The sequence below is a fragment of the Nocardia sp. MH4 genome, from assembly GCF_019266065.1.
GTDB classification, from domain to species: Bacteria; Actinomycetota; Actinomycetes; order Mycobacteriales; family Mycobacteriaceae; genus Nocardia; species Nocardia canadensis.
On record NZ_LPNR01000124.1, the window covers coordinates 1 to 14,532 of the forward strand.

Here is a 14,532-nt window from a genome sequence, read left to right on the forward strand (position 1 = left end):
CGGACGCGCGGCGGGCGCGTTGCCCTGCTGCGCGGGCGCGGGGGCGGCCGTCGTCGTGGTGGGCTGCGCCTTCGTCGGGATCGCCGGGAGCGGGATCTCGGTGGGCAGCGCCACGCCCGGCGGAACGGGCAATCCCGGCGGCACCGGGATCGAGGTCGGCAGCGGCAGCATCTGCAGATCCGACAGGCGCAGATCCGGCAGATCGAGGCCGGTCAGGTCACGCAGCGGGACCGTGATGTCGGGGACCGAGGTCAGCGCGACCTCCGCCAGCTGGGTCGGGACCGCCGCGACCTGCGATTCGTTGGTGCTGCGGTAGTCGGTCGAATCGCTCAGCGCGAACGCGCCGACGGGTGCGGCGACGGCGAGCGTTGTGACCACCGGGAGCACGTAGGAACGTTTCGGCTTTCGATATCGCACGTGCCTTCTCCAATCAGGGTCGAGCTCGTAGACCTTGGTGGCATCGAGGCCATCACCGGCAAGTGATGCTTGCTTCCTCTTGTCTCACACACCACACTAGTTAACATACGTCACACATCTAAACCTCAACTTGAGGATTATGTGATTGCTCGAATGTAGCCTTCGGAACCCGCTCGGCCACGACGACATGCCGACGCGAGCTCCGCCGGTCGAATCGCGACACCGTGGGAGCGCAGTATGAGAGCGGACACCAAGATCAACCGCAGTACCCGCCGCGGCACCAGGCGCCGCGCCGTGCCGATGATCAAGACCGCCCCGCTGCCGTTGCTGGTCGGTGGCACCGCGCTGGCGCTGACCGGCGCGTTCGGGCTGTGGCAGATCCTGCCGGGCCAGGTCGCCCCGACCGTGGGCGCGGGCCACGGGCGCGGGATGAGCCAGGTCGGCGCGTTCGACAGCGCCAGGGAGGGCTGGTCCGCCGAGGAGATCCTCGGTCACTACTACCCGGGCGCCGAGCTCGGGCAGGTCGGGCCGACCACGATCGGTGTCCGGCTGCAGGCCCAGGACGACGCCACCCTCGACACCTTCGCCGCCGCGGGCGCGCAGGTCGCGGGCCGGATGATCGGCCCGGGCGAGGCCGCCCACCTCACCCCATTGCCCGACGGCGGCGCGAACGTCGTGGTGACCACGGGCTGCGACGGCGAAGTGCTGTGGCAGACCGCGACCGACGATCCGTTCGTCTACCCGCTGGATCCGGGGCCGGGCAGACCCGCCGCCGAACACCTGACGTTGTGCGGCGGCACCGCCTATCGCGGCGCGCTCGGGGTCGCGCTGGAAGGCGGCGCGTACCGGACCGTCAACCAGGTCGACCTCGACGACTACCTCGCCGGCCTGTTACCCGCCGAGATGCAGGCGAACTGGGCCGATCAGGGCGCGTTCGAAGCGCTGCGCGCACAGGCGATCGCGGCCCGTTCCTACGCGCTCGCCGAGAACCGCTACGACTACGCGCAGACCTGCGACACCACCGACTGCCAGGTGTATCCCGGCACCGTGAAAGAGGACGCCCGCACCACCGAGGCCGTCGCGGCGACCGCGGGCACCGTGCTGCTGCGCGACGGACTGATCCTGCGCTCGGAGTACTCCGCCGCGCCCGACGGCGGCCGCCCGGCCGATATCGAGACCTTCGCCGTGGGCCCCGCGCCCGGCGACCTGGTCGAAACCGCGCCCGCGCCGACGGCGCCCACCGCCCCGACCCGCCCCGATCCGACCATCGAGGCGCTCGCGGGCGAGACCGCGATCGACACCGAGTACCGGCGGATCGGCGGTCCGGACAGCACCATCGGGGCGCCGATCGGGCCGGAGATGATGTTGCCGCAGCGGGCAGGCACGTATCGGCTGTACACCAACGGTGTGATCGTGGCGACCAAGACGCTCGGCGCCCAGGTCGTCGACTTCTCGACGCTGTTGCAGCTGGTGCCGGAGGTGGGCGATCAGCTGCCGCCGTCGGCGTCGGGTCAGCCGAAGGTGACGACGCCGGAGGGCACGGCGCCCGGCGGTGTCGCGCCGGGGACTCAGGCGTCCGTACCGGCACAGGCCGCCGCGGGTGGTGACCAGGTCGGACCTGTGCACGGTCCGGTGAATCCCGCTGCCACGCCACACGCACCCGCGAATCCTGTTGCCGCGCCGCGTGGTTCGGTGGATCCCGCTACCGGTCAGCAAGTTCCCGCTGCCGGGCCGCGGAACCCGGCACCCGTGCCCCACGGCCCGGCTACCGCGCCGGGAATCCACGACGGCGAGTAGCGGCCCGGGACGGTCGAGACCGCGTCGATCCGGCGGACGGCCAGGTGCGCCTGGGCTCGGCGAACCGGGCTGCCGGGGCGCGTCGCCGATCCGGCCATGACCGCCGGGTGTCCCACGACGGGTAGCGGCCGGGGTCAGTCGAGGGTGGTGTCGTCCAGGCCGATGGCCAGGGTGCGCAAGAGCCCGGCGAGTTGTTCGCGGTCCTCGGTGCCCAGCGCCGCGAGCAGGCGTTGCTCGTTGTCCATGTGCAGGGGCAGGAGGCGGTCGACCAGTTCCCTGCCCTCGTCGGTGAGCTGGACGAAGACCGAGCGCCGGTCGTCGGCCGAGGGCACCCGGCGGACCAGGTTCTTGGCCGCCATGCGGTCGATGCGGTTGGTGATCGCGCCGGAGGTGACCATCGCGGCCCGGTTCAGCGAGCCCGCGGTCAGGCCGGTGTCGCCGCCGGAGCGGCGCAGCGTGGCGAGCACGTCGAACTCCCAGAATTCCAGTCCGTAACCGGCGAAGAAGCGTTTGAGGTCCTGCTCGAGGACGCGCGAGAGCCGGGTGATCCGGCCGACGATCGCCATCGGTGACACGTCGACATCGGGTCGTTCGACCCCCCAGTGCTCGGTGATCAGATCGACGGCGTCCCGCATGCGTATCCCTCTCTATTGAAAATCTTAACGTTCATCTACTTGACGGTGAGGCATCCCGCCGGGTAGATATTTCAATGTTGAGATTATCAATCAGGAGTGAACATGACGACGGCTACTCGCCCGACCGGCTACGCGGGCACCCTCGCGCTCACCGCTCTCACCCCGATCGTCTGGGGTTCCACCTACGCCGTCACCACCGAGTTCCTGCCCCCGGACCGGCCGCTGTTCACCGCGCTGACGCGCGCTCTGCCCGCCGGTGTGGCCCTGCTCGCGCTGACCAGGGTGCTGCCGCACGGCAGGTGGCTCGGTCGCGCGGCGGTGCTCGGCGTTCTCAATATCGGCGCGTTCTTCCCGCTGCTGTTCCTGGCGGCCTACCGGCTGCCGGGCGGCGTGGCCGGGGTGCTCGGCGCGGTGGCGCCGATGTTCGCGCTCGGCTTCGCCGCGGTCCTGCTGTCGGAGGCGCCGGCGCGGCGCAAGGTGATCGCCGGGCTGATCGGCGTCGCCGGGGTGTCGCTGGTCGTGCTGCGCGGCGATGCCGAGCTGGACACGATCGGTGTCGTCGCCGGGCTGGCCGGTGCGGCGTCGATGTCGGCGGGCACCGTGCTGACCAAGAAGTGGGGACGTCCCGAGGGCGTCGGTCCGCTCGCGATGACCGGCTGGCAGCTGACCGCGGGCGGCCTGTTCATCCTGCCGCTCGCCGTCCTGATCGAAGGCGCGCCGCCGGCGATGGACGCGCAGGCCGTCGGCGGCTACCTGTACCTCGGCGTCATCGGCACGGCGCTCGCCTACTGGCTGTGGTTCCGGGGGATCTCGCGGGTACCCGCGACGTCGGTGGCCTTCCTCGGTCTGCTGAGCCCGATGTCGGCCGCGGTGATCGGCTGGCTCGCCCTCGGGCAGGCGCTGACTCCGCCGCAGGTCCTCGGCCTGGCGATCGCGCTCGGCGGCACCGTGCTCGGCCAGATTCCGCCGAAGGTCGCGCCGGCGACGGTGGCCGAGCCGGTGCCCGCGCGGGCGACCATCACCAAGATCGCCGTTCTGCCTGCGCCGGAGAAGGTTTCGGTCGCCCGCTGAACCCGGGGCGCACGGTCGGCCGCGCATCGCCTGCATCGACTGGTCCTCGGCGAGGGCCGGAACCGGCAGGGGGTGCGCGGCTTTCGCGCGCAGGCCGCCGAGCGCGACACCGTCGAGATCGGGTTCTGACTTTCGGGGTTGACCTTGACGTAGCGTCAACTTGCAGGCTGGGAACACCGACGAGAAAGGGGCAGGTCATGGCGGGTGAATGGGCCATCCAGGACCTCGCGAAAGCCGCGGGCACCACCAGCCGCACGCTGCGCCACTACGGCCAGCTCGGGCTGCTGGAACCGAGCCGGATCGGCGCCAACGGCTACCGCTACTACGACCAGAGCTCCCTGATCCGCCTGCAGCGCATCCTGCTGCTGCGCGAACTCGGCCTCGGCCTTCCGGTGATCGCCGAGGTACTCGCCGGGGAACAGGACACCGCGGGCGCACTGCGGACCCACCTGGAACTGCTTCGGCAGCAACAGGATCGGATCGCGCGCCAGATCGAATCGGTGTCGACCACGTTGCGCAAGACCGAAAGAGGTGAACCACTCATGGCCGCAGAGGTTTTCGACGGCTTCGACCACACCCAGTACAAGGACGAGGTCACCGAACGGTGGGGCAAGGAGGCCTACGAGAGCGGCGACCGCTGGTGGCGCTCACTGAGCGATGCCGAGAAGAAGTCGTTCCAGCAGACCCAGCTCGACATCGCCGCCGACTTCGGCAAGGCCCACGCCGCGGGCCTGCCGGTGGCGGGCGAGACCGTCCAGGCGATCGTCGCCAGGCACCGCGCCTGGCTCGGCGACGGCACCCAGGGCCGCCCGGTGACCGACGAATACCTGCTCAACCTGGGCGAGATGTACGTCGCCGACCCGCGGTTCCGGCAGAACTACGACGTGCACGGCGACGGCACCGCGGAGTACATCCGTGAGGCCTTCCGCGCCTACGTCGCGGGCCGAAACGCCTGATCGCGGTTTATCCGGCCCCGCACCGGGAACTAGAGGACAGCCGCGTCCGGACGCCACCCGCCCGGCCGCGGCTTTCGGCGTCGTAGGCTGCCCGGTGCCGGTGCGGTCGCGAAGGGAAGCGATGAACAATCACCATGGCCCGCAGGGGTTTCCGCCGCCATCGGGCAGATGCCGCGACCGCATCCGGGCCGGTCACCCCGACTCGTGGCGGTACGCACCGGTCTCGGCGCTCTCTCCGGCGGGCCGCGCGGGCTCCCCGCAGCGCTGGGTGGACCACGCGAACCACGCCGGATCGGGCGTTTCGCCGTATAACTGACGGCGACGACGACAACGTGCAGGGGACAGTGGTGGATCAGGTGGAGCCCGAGCGGCCTTCTCGCGCGGTGACCGCGCTGGTGGCGGGGTGGCTCGGGGTGCTGGTCGGGGGTGCCGGGATCATCGTGGGCACGGCGACGGCGCTGGTGCGGGCATTCGGGCGCGAGATCGAGCTCGATTACGCGGGTGCGGGGATCGTCGGCGGGCTCGGGGTGCTGTATCTGCTGGGGGCGGTGCTGCTGTTGCGGCGGCGGATGCTCGGCAGGCGGATTCTGGTGGCCATCACGGGCGCGATGAGCGGAGCGACGTTGCTGGTCGTCGTACTCAACGGCGCCGGGCACGGGCTGCGGTTCGGGCCGCTGGACTGGTGGCTCGCGCTCAACGTGGTGATCCTGGTGCTCAGCGTGATCGAGCCGACGCGGCGCTGGACCATCACGCGGTAACGCGGCAGGGGATAGGTTTTGATCATGGTCGTGCGGGAAACGAAGTCGACAGTCGGTGAGGTGGCGGTGATCGTCGCCGTGTGCTGCGCCGGCGTGGCCGCCGTGGCGAATCTGCTCGGGGCCCTGATCCTGGTGCGCGCCTTCCTGGACGCGCCGCAACGGCTCGACGACTCGCTGACGCTGTTCACCACTCTCGGCGCCCTGGTGGCGGCCTTCGCGTTCGGCTACGGGGGCATGCTGCTGGCCCGCCGCGACGAGACCGGCCGGTGGGTGCTGATCGTCGCGGGCGTCGCGCAGATCGGGCTCGGTGCGCTGGGTCTGCTGGCCACCCTGGTGAATTACGACTCCGAGTACGGCATCCACTGGTTCGCCGAGGAGTCGGTCGTTCGTTCGATTCCGATCGGGTTCGGTGGGGTACCCGGTGCCGTGACGGCGATCGTGAACCACAGCTGGGCGGCCGCGCTGGCGGCCGTCGCGCTGGGCGCGCTGGTGCTGGTGCCCGCGGTGCTGCCGTGGACGGCGGCCTACGCTCGGACCGAGCGGGCGGTCGGTTCGGCCGTATAGTTTCGGCAGGTCAGCGGCGCTACGCCGCGCTCGTTTTCGGAGGGGGACACCATGGGATACCCGTATGGTCCGCAGCAGGGCCACGACCCGTACGCGGGTGGTTACGCGCAACCCGGCTACGCGGCCGATCCCTACGCGCAGCAGGGCTACGCCGCGCAGCCGTACGGGTACGGGCAGCAGCCCTATGCCGCGCCCAGCTACGAATACGGTTACGGCGCACCGGCTTACGGCGCCCCGCAGCGGGCGGGCGGCGGCACCGGTATCACCGCGGCCCTGCTCTCCCTGCTGATCTCGCTGGTCGCGCTGATCGGCCTCGGCGTGATCGCGGCCGCCGAGCTGAGCACCGAATCCAGCCGCAGCGACGACGCCCGCGCAGGCACGATCGCCGGCCTCGCGATCGCCGCGGTCCCGGCCCTGCTGTGGCTGCTCGGCTCGATCCTGCTGTTCCGCCGCAAGACCGCCGGCCGGGTCATCCTGATCATCCTGTCCACGATCGGCCTGCTGATCAGCGCGATCTCGGTCGCGGTCTCGGCCAGCGAAGGAGCCCCGCCGGGCCTGGTCGCCGGCAGTGTCGTCGCCACCTGCGTCCCACTGCTGATCCTCGTCTGCGCTTCCGCCCCGTCCACGGGCCGCTGGATCCGCGCGGCTCGTCAGCCCGCGTACCCTCCCTACCCGTATTACTGACGCGCGCCCAGGGGGGAACACGCATGAGCCATCCGTCCGGCCACGATCCGAACGAAGGTGTCGCCCAGCAGTTTTCGCCGCTCTCGGCACCGGCGGTGCTGTCCGGCCCTGATCACCGCGCTTCCGGCGCGGGGAACGGGGAGTGGTGGCTCTCGCCTCGGGCCGACCCGTACTCCGTGCCACAGGCGGTCCAGCCGTGGCAGGACGCGGGCCGGGTTCGCCAGGGGGTGGCACCGGTCCCGCGCCTCGAGCGCCGCCGTCGTCCCGACGCTTCGGGGGTGCCGCTGCACCGGACGATGGGCACGCTGGCGCTGCTCCTCGCCGTCCTGTCGGCGATCGCCGCGATCAACGGATTCCTGTGGGCGGCGGCGCCCCATGCCGGGTCCGGGATGAGTGAGCAGATCTCGAGCGAGGCCGGCGGCAACCTGGTCTTCGTACTGCTCTGGGGGATCGGTGGCTTGCTGCTCGCCCAGCAGATCGGGTACAGCCGGGCACTCGTCTTCGCGCTCGCGGCGATCTACCTGTCGCAGTACGCCGAGGGGATGGACGTACTGACAGCCGACGGGAACCAGCTCGAACCGTGGATCGCCTGGAGCGGGTTGCTCCTCGCCCTACCCCTGACCGCCCTCCTGCCGATCTCGGCGGCGGCGACCTGGACACGACGGCGGAATCATCCCGCCCGGTAGGCCGGTGGCATCACCCCAGCTCAGGGGCAGGTCGGTGACTCCGCCGGGACAATCCGGCGTCTTCCGATACGCTGGGCACCCGTGACCGTCGCATCGTCCCCGGGTAACTCCGATAATTCTGCTTACGACCTGATCGTGGTCGGCTCCGGCTTCTTCGGCCTGACCGTCGCCGAGCGCGCCGCGAACCTGCTGGGCAAGCGGGTGCTGGTGATCGACCGCCGCTACCACCTCGGTGGCAACGCCTACTCCGAGCCGGAGCCCGAAACCGGCATCGAGATCCACAAGTACGGCGCGCATCTGTTCCACACCTCGAACAAGAAGGTGTGGGATTACGTCACCCAGTTCACCGAGTTCACCGGGTACCAGCACCGCGTGTTCGCGCTGCACAAGGGGCAGGCCTACCAGTTCCCGATGGGGCTCGGCCTGATCTCGCAGTTCTTCGGCCGGTACTTCACCCCCGAGGAGGCCAAGGCGCTGATCGCCGAGCAGGCCGCCGAGGTGCAGACCGCCGACGCGCAGAACCTCGAGGAGAAGGCGATCTCGCTGATCGGCCGTCCGCTCTACGAGGCGTTCGTGCGCGACTACACCGCCAAGCAGTGGCAGACCGACCCGAAGGAACTGCCCGCGGGCAACATCACCCGCCTGCCGGTGCGCTACACCTTCGACAACCGCTACTTCAACGACACCTACGAGGGTCTGCCCAAGGAGGGGTACACGAAGTGGCTGGAGAACATGGCCGCCTCCGAGCTCATCGACGTGCGGCTCAACACCGACTGGTTCGACGTGCGTGACGAGCTGGTCGCGGCCAGCCCGGACGCGCCGATCGTCTACACCGGCCCGCTGGACCACTACTTCGACTACTCCGAAGGCGAGCTGGGCTGGCGCACGATCGACTTCGAGACCGAAGTCCTCGAGATCGGCGACTTCCAGGGCACCTCGGTGATGAACTACAACGACGCCGACGCGCCGTACACCCGCATCATCGAGCCGCGCCACTTCCACCCCGAGCGCGACTACCCGACCGACAAGACGGTCATCATGCGCGAGTTCTCCCGCTTCGCGCAGACCGGCGACGAGCCGTACTACCCGATCAACACTCCCGAGGACCGCGCCAAGCTGCTGGCCTACCGCGAGCTCGCCAAGAAGGAGACCGCCGAGAAGAAGGTGCTCTTCGGCGGCCGTCTCGGCACCTACCAGTACCTGGACATGCACATGGCGATCGGTTCGGCGCTGAGCATGTTCGAGAACGTGCTGCGTCCGCACCTGGAGTCCGGCGCGGCACTGGTGGACCCGGCGTGAGCGAGCCTTGGCGAGTGAACCACAAGCACAGCGCGGCACCGCGCACGACGGAACCGAGCGCCGGCGAGGTGGAGTCGTGAGCGGTCAGCGCCCGGAGGAGGCGGCCCGCGTAACAACGCAGGGCGCCCGAGCACGCCAGAAAGGACGCAGTGTGAGCGCGCAGCCGGTGCTCGACGACGTGACCACCGAGACGCGCGCCAAGGCGCTGCTACAGCGGATCATCCTGCCGCGCCCGGGCGAGCCACTCGACGTGCGGACCCTCTACCTGGAGGAATCCACCACCAACGCGCGCCGCGCGCACGCCACCAGCCGGACCGCGCTCTCGATCGGCGCCGAGTCCGAGGTGTCGTTCTGCACCTACTTCAACGCGCTGCCCGCCAGCTATTGGCGGCGCTGGAGCGTGCTGAACTCGGTGGTGCTGCGGCTGGAGCTGGCCGGGCACGGCCGCGTCGACGTGTACCGCTCCAAGGCCGACGGCTCGCGCATCCACGTGCAGGGCAAGGAGTTCGCCGTCGCGCAGGGCGCGGATTCGGTGTTCGTGGAGTTCGAGACCGATCTGGGCCCGTTCGAGGACGGCGGCTGGATCTGGTTCGACATCACCACCGACACGGCGGTGACGCTGCTGGCCGGCGGCTGGTACGCCCCGCAGGAGGCGCCGGGCACCGGCACCATCGCGGTCGGCATGCCCACCTTCAACCGGCCCACCGACCTGGTCAAGACGCTGGCCGCGCTGGGCTCGGACCCGCTGGTGCTCGGCAATGTCACCGCGGTGATCGTGGCCGACCAGGGCAACCGCAAGGTCGTCGACGAGCCCGGCTTCACCGAGGCCGCCGCGACCCTCGGTGACCGGCTGAGCATCCACGACCAGCCCAACCTGGGCGGGTCCGGCGGCTACAGCCGCGTCATGTACGAGGCGCTCGCGACCGACGCCGAGTTCATCGTCTACATGGACGACGACATCGAGATCGAGCCCGACTCGATCCTGCGCGCGCTGGCGTTCTCCCGGTTCGCCAAGTCGCCGCTGCTGGTCGGCGGGCAGATGCTGAACCTGCAGGAGCGTTCGCACCTGCACAGCATGGGCGAGGTCGTCGATCGCGGGATCTTCATGTGGTCCTCGGCGCCGAACGTCGAGTACGACCACGACTTCTCGAAGTACCCGCTCAAGGATCGCGACAACTCCAAGCTGCTGCACCGGCGCATCGACGTCGACTTCAACGGCTGGTGGACCTGCGTGATCCCGCGGCAGGTGGCCGAGCAGATCGGTCAGCCGCTGCCGCTGTTCCTGAAGTGGGACGACGTCGAATACGGCCTGCGCGCCCGCGAGGCCGGCTACCCGACGATCACCCTGCCGGGTGCGGCCGTATGGCACATGGCCTGGTCGGACAAGGACGACGCGATCGACTGGCAGGCGTACTTCCACCTGCGCAACCGCCTCGTGGTCGCCTCGCTGCACCTGCCCGGCGACGGCAAGCCGATGATCGTGAACACGGTCAAGGCCACTCTCAAGCACCTGCTGTGCCTGGAGTACTCGACGGTCGCCATCCAGAACGAGGCGATCCGCGACTTCTTGGCCGGCCCAGAGGGTCTGTTCGACCTGCTGCCGAGCGCGCTGGGCAAGATCCACGCGATGCGCAAGGAGTACCCGGACGCCGTGGTGCTGCCCTCCTCGACCGAATTGCCGTTGGCCAACCGGCACGGCGTCGGCGCGACCGGCGAGCCGGGCAACCCGATCGCCAAGGTCGCGCGCCTGGCCAAGGGCGTGGTGCACAACTTCCGCAAGGCCGACCCGGCCGCGCACGAGACCCCGCAGCTGAACGTGCCGACGCTGGACGCGCGCTGGTTCCTGCTCTCGCAGGTCGACGGCGTCACCGTGACGACCGCCGACGGCCGCGGCGTCGTCTACCGCAAGCGCGACCCGCGCAAGGCCGCCGAGCTGCTCAAGGAAGCCCTGCGCCTGCGTAAAGAGCTCACCGCTCGCTTCCCGGAGATGCAGCAGCGCTACCGGGCCGCGCACGCCGAGCTGACCAGTACGGCGGCGTGGGAGAAGGTCTTCGGACTCGAAGGCGGCCGCGACGACAACAGCCTGAATGGAACCGCGAAGTGAACGCGATCAACCCGGAACTGCCCGAACTGGAACTGGCCGAAGAGGGCTGCGGCGGCGAGTGCGCCTGCGCCTGCGGTGACGGCGAGTACGTGGAGGTGCCGCTCGAGGTCGGCATCATCAACGTCGTGCAGACCACCATCGGCACCAACCCGGCCGTGGTCTCGGCCGCGCGCGGGATGTCGCACTTCGGCGAGCACGCGCTGGGCTGGGTCGGCATCGCCGCCGCGGGCTGGCTGGTCGACAAGCCGCGGCGCAGGCAGTGGGCCGGGGTCGCGGTCGGCGCGGTCGGCGCGCACGCCGCCTCGATCGTGATCAAGCGGATCGTCCGGCGCCCGCGCCCGAACGACCCGACGGTGCAGGTCAACGTGTCGACGCCGAGCAAGCTGAGCTTCCCGTCCTCGCACGCCACGTCGACCACGGCGGCTGCGGTGTTGCTCGGCAGGCTGACCGGGCTACCCTTGCCAGCGGTGCTCGTGCCGCCGATGCTCCTTTCCCGGGTCGTGCTCGGGGTGCATTACCCTTCCGACGTGCTCGCCGGTTCCGCATTGGGGGCCGCGTCGGCAGCCGCCGTGCTAGCCGCCGAAAAGAGACTCCGACAGTGACCGCAACCGAAAGAACCTTGGCTGAGATGAGCGAAGAACCGTCCGCCGCCGTCCTCGACGAGGCCGTGGTGAAGGGCCCGCCGAAGACTCTGGTCGGCGGTGTCATCAAGGCCATCCGTCCGCGGCAGTGGGTCAAGAACGTCCTCGTGCTCGCCGCGCCGCTGGCCGTCGGGCCGGAGGCGATCAGCGACGCGGGCGTGCTCGTGCACGTCGCCATCGCCTTCGTGGTGTTCTGCATGGCGGCCTCGGGCATCTACCTGGTCAACGATTCGCTCGACGTCGAGGCCGACCGGGCGCATCCGACCAAGCGGTTCCGTCCGATCGCCGCGGGCGTGGTCCCGGTCAACCTGGCGTACGCGCTGGCCGCGGTGCTGCTGGCCGGTTCGATCGCCGGTTCGTTCCTGGCGTCCTGGCACCTGGCCGTGGTGATGGCGATCTACATCGCGATCCAGCTGGCCTACTGCCTGGGCCTCAAGCATCAGGCCGTGCTCGACATCTGCATCGTGTCGTCGGGCTTCCTGCTGCGCGCCGTCGCCGGTGGCGCGGCCGCCGGCATCGCGCTGTCGCAGTGGTTCCTGCTGATCATGGCGTTCGGTTCGCTGTTCATGGCGGCGGGCAAGCGCTACGCGGAACTGCAGATCGCGCTGGAGACCGGCGCGAAGATCCGCAAGTCCCTGCAGTACTACACGCCGACCTACCTGCGCTTCATCTGGACGCTCGCGGCCACCGCCGTCGTGGTGTTCTACGGCCTCTGGGCGTTCCAGCAGGACTCGGCTCGTGACACCCAGTGGTACTCGATCTCCATGATCCCGTTTACCATCGCAATCCTGCGTTACGCGGTCGACGTCGACGGTGGCGAGGCCGGTGAACCCGAAGAGATCGCGCTGGGGGACCGCATCCTGCAGTTCCTCGCTATTGCCTGGATCGGAGCGGTAGGTGTCGCTGTCTATCTCACCTGACGAGATCGTGGTAGCGGAGCAGGAATCAACCGAATACGAGCGGCTACGCGACGACGAGCAGTCGGCGCGTCCGACCGCGCGTTTCGCGACCCTGTCCCGCGCCACCTTCGTCGGTGGGGTGGTCTTCGCCGTGGTCGTGTTCGCGGTGGGTGCCTGGCAGCGGCGCTGGATCGCCGACGACGGCCTCATCGTGTTGCGGACGGTGCGCAACCTGCTCGCGGGCAACGGCCCCGTCTTCAACATGGACGAGCGGGTCGAGGCCAACACCAGTACCGCGTGGACCTACCTGGTCTGGTTCTTCAGCTGGCTGACCCAGGCGCGGCTCGAGTACGTGGTGCTCGGTGTCGCGCTGGCGGTCTCGCTGCTGGCCATCGTGTTCGCCATGCTCGGCACCGCCCGGCTGTGGGGCGGGACGAGCGGCCAGCTGCTCATCCCGGCGGGCGTGCTCGTCTACATCGCGCTGCCGCCCGCCCGTGACTACGCCACCTCCGGCCTGGAGAGCGGTCTGGTGATCTGCTGGGTCGGGCTGCTGTGGTGGCTGATGATCCGGTGGAGCCAAGCCGCGGTCGTGCGCGTGCCGAGCCTGCTCGGGCTGGTCTTCCTGGCCGGTCTCGCGCCGCTGATCCGGCCGGAGGCCACGCTGATCGGCGTGCTCGCGCTCGGCATGATCTTCCTGACCCCGATGCCGGTGTTCCGGTACGGCCCGATCGCGCTGCGCGCGCTGATCGTGTTCGTCGCCGGGATCGTGCCGGTGGCCTACCAGATCTGGCGGATGGGCTACTACGGCCTGCCCTACCCGAACACCGCGGTCGCCAAGGACGCGGGCGGGGCCAAGTGGGGTCAGGGCATGAAGTACCTGTGGGACCTCGTCGGCCCGTACTACCTGTGGATTCCGCTGCTCGTGCTGCTGATCGCCGGGGTGGTCACCGCGGTGGCGCGCGGGATCGAGGTGCGGCCGCGGTGGTCGGTGGCCGCGATCCGGACCTGGCTGCGCTCGCCGAGCGCGGTCGTCACGCTGATGCTGGGCAGCGGCCTGCTGCTCACCGTCTACGCGATCCGCGTCGGCGGCGACTTCATGCACGGCCGGATGCTGCTGACCCAGCTGTTCCTGCTGCTGTTGCCGGTGGCGGTCGTGCCGATCCGGCTGCCTGCCCGCCTCGGTCGGTCAGCGCCGGCGGACGGTAGCTCGCCTGACCACGCGGACAGCGAGCCGCGGGCGTTCACCCCCCGTGACTGGTCCATGGTGGTCGTGCTGGTCGCGCTGCTCGGCACCGCGGGCTGGTCGCTGTACGCGGCGAGCACCACCGCGATCAAGACCGGCACCAAGATCAGTTCGTCGGGCATCGTCGACGAGCGCGTGTACTACGTGCTCAACACCGGCAAGGACCATCCGATCCTGGCCGAGGACTACCTCGACTACCCGCGCATGCGGGCGATGGTCAACGACATCGCGGCCAACCCCAACGGCGGCCTGCTGCTGAACTCGCCGTCGTTCACGTTCTGGTACCTGGATCCGCCGCCGCAGCCGATTCCCGAGGGCGGCGCCGGGCACACGGTCTACTTCCTGAACCTGGGCATGACGAGCATGAACGTGCCGCTGAGCGTGCGCGTCATCGATCCGATGGGCCTGGCCTACCCGCTGGCCGCGCACTCGGACCGGCTCGCCGACGGCCGCATCGGGCACGACAAGAGCCTGTACCCGGACTGGGTGGTCGTCGACTCGGGCATGGTCGACATCCATCCGTGGATGCCCTGGTACATGGACGAGGAGTGGGTCACCCAGGCGCGCGCGGCGATGGCGTGCCCGCAAACGCAGGCGCTGCTGATCTCCACCCGCGACCCGCTCACCTTCGACCGGTTCAAGCACAACCTGCGCAATGCGCTGAGTTTCGCGAAGTACCGGATCGACCGGGTGCCCAAGTACGAGATCCAGCGATGCGGTCTGGTGGATCCATTTCCCGAGCCGCCGCGCTGAAAAGCTCCACATGCGTCACACTGAG

Annotated in this window: 13 protein-coding genes and 1 pseudogene; 12 read left to right on the forward strand and 2 right to left on the reverse strand. The window is 69.7% G+C overall.

Annotation, left to right across the window (positions count from 1 at the left end; translation table 11 throughout):
- Positions 1–378, reverse strand: a pseudogene (locus tag ATM97_RS28115) (hypothetical protein); the annotation flags it as partial.
- 276 nt (positions 379–654) lie between these two features.
- Between ATM97_RS28115 and ATM97_RS28120 the strand changes: the two are divergent.
- Complete coding sequence (locus ATM97_RS28120; protein ID WP_218721216.1) at positions 655–2,214, forward strand: SpoIID/LytB domain-containing protein; 1,560 nt, start codon at positions 655–657, stop codon at positions 2,212–2,214.
- A 134-nt stretch (positions 2,215–2,348) separates the two neighbouring features.
- On the opposite strand, the gene ATM97_RS28125 is transcribed toward ATM97_RS28120, so the two are convergent.
- A complete protein-coding gene (locus ATM97_RS28125) occupies positions 2,349–2,849 on the reverse strand; it encodes a MarR family winged helix-turn-helix transcriptional regulator (RefSeq protein ID WP_255588561.1) in 501 nt (166 codons plus the stop codon).
- A 102-nt stretch (positions 2,850–2,951) separates the two neighbouring features.
- Between ATM97_RS28125 and ATM97_RS28130 the strand changes: the two genes are divergently transcribed.
- The 11 genes from ATM97_RS28130 to zomB all read left to right on the forward strand — a co-directional run bounded on the left by ATM97_RS28130 (position 2,952) and on the right by zomB (position 14,507).
- On the forward strand, positions 2,952–3,920 hold the full coding sequence (locus ATM97_RS28130) for an EamA family transporter (RefSeq protein WP_218721217.1): 969 nt from the start codon (positions 2,952–2,954) through the stop codon (positions 3,918–3,920).
- Positions 3,921–4,117: 197 nt separating this feature from the next.
- On the forward strand, positions 4,118–4,876 hold the full coding sequence (locus ATM97_RS28135; protein WP_218721218.1) for a TipAS antibiotic-recognition domain-containing protein: 759 nt from the start codon (positions 4,118–4,120) through the stop codon (positions 4,874–4,876).
- A 347-nt stretch (positions 4,877–5,223) separates the two neighbouring features.
- On the forward strand, positions 5,224–5,634 hold the full coding sequence (locus ATM97_RS28140) for a hypothetical protein (RefSeq protein WP_218721219.1): 411 nt from the start codon (positions 5,224–5,226) through the stop codon (positions 5,632–5,634).
- A 24-nt stretch (positions 5,635–5,658) separates the two neighbouring features.
- A complete protein-coding gene (locus ATM97_RS28145; RefSeq protein ID WP_218721220.1) occupies positions 5,659–6,198 on the forward strand; it encodes a hypothetical protein in 540 nt (179 codons plus the stop codon).
- A gap of 51 nt (positions 6,199–6,249) precedes the next feature.
- Positions 6,250–6,882 carry a hypothetical protein gene (locus ATM97_RS28150; RefSeq protein WP_218721221.1) on the forward strand — a complete coding sequence of 211 codons (633 nt, stop codon included), beginning with the start codon at positions 6,250–6,252 and terminating at the stop codon, positions 6,880–6,882.
- Between the two features lie 23 nt (positions 6,883–6,905).
- Complete coding sequence (locus tag ATM97_RS28155; protein WP_218721222.1) at positions 6,906–7,568, forward strand: hypothetical protein; 663 nt, start codon at positions 6,906–6,908, stop codon at positions 7,566–7,568.
- Between the two features lie 81 nt (positions 7,569–7,649).
- Positions 7,650–8,867 (forward strand): UDP-galactopyranose mutase, encoded by a 1,218-nt coding sequence (glf, locus tag ATM97_RS28160; protein WP_218721223.1) that lies wholly within the window; start codon positions 7,650–7,652, stop codon positions 8,865–8,867.
- Positions 8,868–9,018: 151 nt separating this feature from the next.
- The gene (locus ATM97_RS28165; RefSeq protein WP_218721224.1) at positions 9,019–10,971 is read left to right on the forward strand and encodes a glycosyltransferase; all 1,953 of its coding nucleotides are present in this window, start codon (positions 9,019–9,021) and stop codon (positions 10,969–10,971) included.
- An 89-nt stretch (positions 10,972–11,060) separates the two neighbouring features.
- Positions 11,061–11,573 carry a phosphatase PAP2 family protein gene (locus ATM97_RS28170; protein ID WP_218721334.1) on the forward strand — a complete coding sequence of 171 codons (513 nt, stop codon included), beginning with the start codon at positions 11,061–11,063 and terminating at the stop codon, positions 11,571–11,573.
- A 26-nt stretch (positions 11,574–11,599) separates the two neighbouring features.
- Positions 11,600–12,532 (forward strand): decaprenyl-phosphate phosphoribosyltransferase, encoded by a 933-nt coding sequence (locus tag ATM97_RS28175; RefSeq protein WP_218721225.1) that lies wholly within the window; start codon positions 11,600–11,602, stop codon positions 12,530–12,532.
- Positions 12,533–12,539: 7 nt separating this feature from the next.
- Entirely contained in the window at positions 12,540–14,507 is a 1,968-nt protein-coding gene (gene zomB / locus ATM97_RS28180) for a flagellar motor control protein ZomB (protein ID WP_374104916.1), read from the forward strand.
- Positions 14,508–14,532: the final 25 nt, after the last annotated feature.